Source organism: Mesorhizobium sp. M7A.F.Ca.CA.004.06.1.1 (assembly GCF_003999135.1).
Lineage (GTDB): Bacteria > Pseudomonadota > Alphaproteobacteria > Rhizobiales > Rhizobiaceae > Mesorhizobium.
In genome coordinates this window covers 1-780 of sequence record NZ_RZPQ01001303.1, presented here as the reverse complement: position 1 = coordinate 780, position 780 = coordinate 1, and the positions used below count along the sequence as shown (strand labels likewise).

At 62.6% G+C, this 780-nt stretch carries 1 protein-coding gene; it reads left to right on the top strand.

The window, feature by feature from the left end:
- The coding region (locus EN906_RS35950) for a CpaE family protein (RefSeq protein ID WP_206529285.1) at positions 1–780 on the top strand (780 nt) is incomplete at both ends.

The window sequence follows — 780 nt, the reverse complement described above, 5'->3', positions numbered from 1 at the left end:
GCTCAAGGTCGCGGATTTCCTGGTCAAGCCGATCACCACGGCCGATCTGGTGCGCTCCGTCGTGCGGGCGCTGCAGGGACCCGGGCGCGAGGAAAACACCGAATCGCAGATCTACACCTTCATGCCTGCCGCGGGCGGCGTCGGCACCACCACGCTGGCGCTGCAGACCGCTTTCCAGCTGCATCACTCGGTGACGCGCGGCGCCTCGACCTGCGTCGTCGATCTCAATTTCCAGCAGGGCGCCTGTGCCGAATATCTCGACCTCGAACCGCGTTTCGACATCACCGAGATCGAGAACCAGCCCGAGCGTCTCGACCGGCAACTGCTCGACGTGATGCTGTCCAAGCATGCCAGCGGGCTGTGCGTGCTGGCGGCACCGGCGCATCCAGCAGAGATGCGCTCGTTCAAGACCGATGTCGTGGTGCGCATGCTGGACCTCGTTTCGGCCTATTTCGACAATGTCGTCATCGACATGCCACGCACCTGGTTTCCATGGACGGAAACCGTGCTGCTCGGTTCCAACAAGCTCTACATCGTCGCGGAAATGACGGTGCCGTGCCTGCGCCACACCCAGCGGCTGATCCAGGCGGTCTACGAGACTGCCGGCAAGGAAGTGAAGCCGAACGTCATCGTCAACCGTTTCGAACAGAAGATGTTCGACAACGGCATCAAGCAGGCGGACGTCCAGGAAATTCTCGGCGAGCATTTCGTCGGCGGTATCGCCAACAACTATCGGCTGGTGCGCGAGGCGGTCGATCGCGGCGTGCCGCTGCACGAGAT